Source organism: Micromonospora endophytica (assembly GCF_003236305.1).
Classification (GTDB): Bacteria; Actinomycetota; Actinomycetes; order Mycobacteriales; family Micromonosporaceae; genus Micromonospora; species Micromonospora endophytica.
Window position 1 is genome coordinate 1 of sequence record NZ_POTX01000374.1, and the last position, 4007, is coordinate 4007.

Annotated in this window: 3 protein-coding genes; 1 reads left to right on the forward strand and 2 read right to left on the reverse strand. The window is 69.7% G+C overall.

The genetic code is table 11. The features are described from left to right. On the reverse strand, window positions 1-1419 hold a 1419-nt coding region (locus C1I93_RS29230; protein ID WP_111246486.1), incomplete at its 3' end, for an aminopeptidase P family protein. Window positions 1420-1584: 165 nt separating this feature from the next. On the opposite strand from C1I93_RS29230, the gene asnB reads away from it, so the two are divergent. Continuing rightward, complete coding sequence (gene asnB, locus C1I93_RS29235; RefSeq protein ID WP_111246487.1) at window positions 1585-3546, forward strand: asparagine synthase (glutamine-hydrolyzing); 1962 nt, start codon at window positions 1585-1587, stop codon at window positions 3544-3546. A gap of 90 nt (window positions 3547-3636) precedes the next feature. Here asnB and C1I93_RS29240 read toward each other — a convergent pair. Next, window positions 3637-4007, reverse strand: a 371-nt coding sequence (locus tag C1I93_RS29240) for a cellulose binding domain-containing protein (protein ID WP_181445379.1), incomplete at its 5' end; no start/stop codon positions are given.

Consider the following 4007-nt stretch of genomic DNA (forward strand, 5'->3'; position numbering starts at 1 on the left):
GTGGCGGGGGAGGGCGGCGGAGAGGTTCACCGCGCCGTCGGTGGTGACCAGGACGTCGTCCTCGATCCGGATGCCGACGCCGCGCAGCTCCTCCGGGACCAGGTCGTCCTCCGGCTGGAAGTACAGGCCGGGCTCGACGGTGAGCACGTACCCCTCGCCCAGGGTGCCGTCGCGGTAGTGCTCCTTGCGGGCGTTCGCGCAGTCGTGCACGTCGATGCCGAGCATGTGCCCGAAGCCGTGCAGCGTCCAGCGGCGATAGACGGTGGACTTCTCGTCCATCGCCTCGTCGACGCTCACCGGCAACAGGCCCAGGTCGGCCAGCCCCTCGGCGAGCACCCGCATGCAGGTGAGGTGAACGTCCTTGAACGCCACGCCCGGCTTGATGACGTCGATGCCGGCCTGCTGCGAGGCGTACACGATGTCGTAGACCTGGCGCTGCAGCGCGGTGAACCGGCCGTTGACCGGCAGCACCCGAGTCACGTCAGCGGTGTAGAGGTTGCGCCCCTCCACGCCCATGTCCATCAGCAGCAGCTCACCCGGTCGGGTGACGCCGTGGTTGTGCACCCAGTGCAGGATCGTGGCGTGCTCACCGGCACCGACTATCGAGCTGTACCCGACGTCGTTGCCGTCGTGCCGGGCGCGCAGCGCGAAGATCCCCTCCAGCAGCCGCTCCGAGACGCCCCGGTCGGCCGGCAGCACCCGGGCCACGTCCTCGAATCCGCGTACGGTGGCGTCGATCGCCTCCTGGAGTTGGCTGATCTCCCACTCGTCCTTGACCAGCTTCTGCTCCGAGATGGCGATGGCCAGCTCGCGGTCGCGGGCCGGCTGGCCCTCCTCGCGTGGGCCGTCCCAGGGCCGCACGGCGGCGTCCACCCCGGCGTCGAAGCCGCGCAGCACCCGGGTCCGCGCCGGGGCCAGCTCGGCCAGGGCCGCCTCGAGTTCGGTCAGGTCGGCGGTGGGCAGGCCCAGCTCGGTCGACTTCTCCGCCAGGGTGTGCCGCCGGCCCACCCACAGCTCGCCGTGCCGGCTGCGGAAGAACTCGTCGTTCTCCCGGGAGGAGCGGGGCCGCATGTACAGAGTGGCGTCGTGGCCGGAGCCGTTCGGCCGTAGCACCAGGACGCTGTCCGGATCATGGTCGCCGGTCAGGTACGCGAAGTCGCTGCCCGGTCGGAACCGGTACTCGGTGTCGTTGGCGCGTACCTTCTCCCCGCCGGTGGGAATCACCAGCGTCTCGCCGGGGAATGCCGCCGAGAGCGCGGCCCGGCGCTTGGCGTGGTTCGGCACCTCCGGCCGGGGACCGACCGGCAGCGTGGTGTCCCGCCAGCCCTGCCGCATGAAGGACAGGAACGCCTCCGGGAAATCCGGGTCGTGCGACTCCGTGCCGTCGGCCGGCGTGCCATCGGTGCGTTCCTCGGTCATGCCCCGCTCCCTTCGCCTCACTGCTGGTCCGACCGTACCGCGTGTCCGCCTGGGGCCCGAGCCCCCGGACCCGGCCGCCGGTGCGCGCGACGCCTACCAGGTGGGATGCGAAGCGGGCCGCCCGTGCCGCTTCGCCCGATCGCCGCGCGTGGAAAGATGACGGACATGTGCGGACTCCTGGCCTTCTTCAGTGCGCGCGGCGACGCCGCCGCCCACCGCGACAACATCGCCGGAGCGTTGGAATGCCTGCACCACCGAGGACCGGATGAGACCGGTGTCGAAGTGGTCGGTGACGCCTCCGGTCGGTACGCGGACGGGGTGTTCGCCCACAAGCGGCTGGCCATCATCGACGTCGCGCTCAGTCACGAGCCACTGCCGTACGCCGACGGGCGCTACCTGCTGACCTTCAACGGTGAGATCTACAACTACATCGAGCTGCGCGAGGAGCTGATCCGCGACTACGGCGCCCGGTTCGCCACCAACGGCGACGGCGAGGTGATCGTGGCCGGCTTCCACTACTGGGGCGAGCAGGTGCTCACCCGGCTGCGGGGCATGTTCGCCTTCGTCATCTGGGACCGGCAGGAGCGCCGCGCGTTCGGCGCCCGGGACTACTACGGCATCAAGCCGCTGCACTACCTGGAGACCGCCGACGGGCTCTACCTCGCCTCCGAGAAGAAGGCGCTGCTGCCCTTCGCGCAGTCCGCGTACGCCGGGGACGCCGGGGTCGACACGGCGAACCTCAGCCACTACCTGACCCTCCAGTACGTCCCCGAGCCGGGCACCCTGCACCAGGGGATCAGCCGGATCGGCTCGGGGGAGTATCTCACCTGGACCCCGGGCGGCCGGATCGACGTCCGCCGCTGGTACCGCCCGGTCTTCCGGCCCGGCCCGGTCGCCGACGAGCAGAAGCTCTATCACGAGATCCGGGAGACGCTGCGCGAGAGCGTACGCATGCACATGCGCTCCGACGTGCCGGTCGGCTCGTTCCTGTCCAGCGGCATCGACTCCACCGCGGTGGTCGCCCTGGCCCGGGAGTTCAACCCGAACATCCTCACCTTCACCGTCGGCTACGACGTCCCCGGCTACTCGGAGATCGACGTCGCCCAGGAGTCGGCCCGCCACCTCGACGTGACCACCATCCCGACCAAGATCGGGCCGCAGGACATGATCGAGGCGCTGCCGAAGATCGTCTGGCACCTGGACGACCCGGTGGCCGACCCGGCGCTGGTGCCGCTCTACTTCGTCGCCAAGAAGGCCGCCGAGCACGTCACTGTGGTGCTCTCCGGTGAGGGCGCCGACGAGTTCTTCGGCGGGTACACCATCTACCGCGAGCCGCTCTCGCTCAGCGGCGTCAACGGGCTGCCCGGCGGGGTGCAGAAGGGCCTGCGGGCGGTCTCCAAGGCCATCCCGCAGGGGGTCAAGGGCAAGAGCTTCCTGGAGCGCGGCACCACCCCGATCGAGGAGCGTTACTACGGCAACGCGCGGATGTTCACCGAGGAGGAGAAGCAGCACCTGCTGCGCCGCTACGACCCCTCGGTGCGCTACACCGACGTCACCGCGCCGATCTACGCCGAGTGCACGGAGCTGGACGACGTCACCAAGATGCAGTACGTCGACCTCTACACCTGGCTGCGCGGGGACATCCTGGTCAAGGCCGACCGGATCTCCATGGCGCACTCGCTGGAGGTGCGGGTGCCCTTCCTCGACCGCGACGTGTTCGAGGTGGCGGCGAAGATCCCGGTCGACCTGAAGCTGCCGCCGCGCTCCGACGCCACCAAGTACGCCATGCGCCAGGCGTTGCAGGGCGTGGTGCCGCCGGCCATCGTCAACCGCAAGAAGCTGGGCTTCCCGACCCCGACCCGGGTCTGGCTGCGCGGCGAGATGTACGAGTGGGCCCGGCACGTGCTCACCACCTCGGGCGCCGGTGACCTGCTCGACCTGTCGTACGCGCTGCGCCTGCTGGAGGAGCACAAGCGGGAGGAGTTCGACCACTCCCGCAAGGTGTGGACGGTGCTGATCTTCTGCATCTGGCACGCCATCTTCGTCGCCAAGACGCTGGACCCGGGCATCCAGCGCAACCAGTCGGCCCTGCTCACCAAGCCCGTCGTCGGCTCCATGGTGCGCTGAGAGTGTAAGGAGGGGCCCCCTGCTAACGCCTCGCGTATAGCAGGGGGCCCCTTTTAACAGCTGAGCGCGGTCAGCCGCAGCTGAGCGCCCTCAGGCGCGGGCGCAGCTCACCGTGGGCAGTGAGTTGCTGCCGTTGGTGCTGGCCAGGAAGCCGAAGGTCGTGCTTCCGTTGACCCCGACGTTGCCGTTGTACGACACGTTGCGGACCGTCACCGACGATCCGGACGAGTTCTGGGTGGCGTTCCAGATCTGACTGATCTGTTGACCGCTGGGCCAGGTCCAGGTCGCGGTCCAGCCGTTGAACGGCGTACTGCCGTGGTTCATGATCTCGACCTCGGCCTGGAACCCACCGGACCAGGTGCTGGTGATCCGGTAGACGGCCATGCAGTCACCGCTGTGCCCCGGCGGCGGGGTCGTCGGGTTCGGCGGCGGCGTGGTCGGGTTCGGCGGCGGGGTGGTGG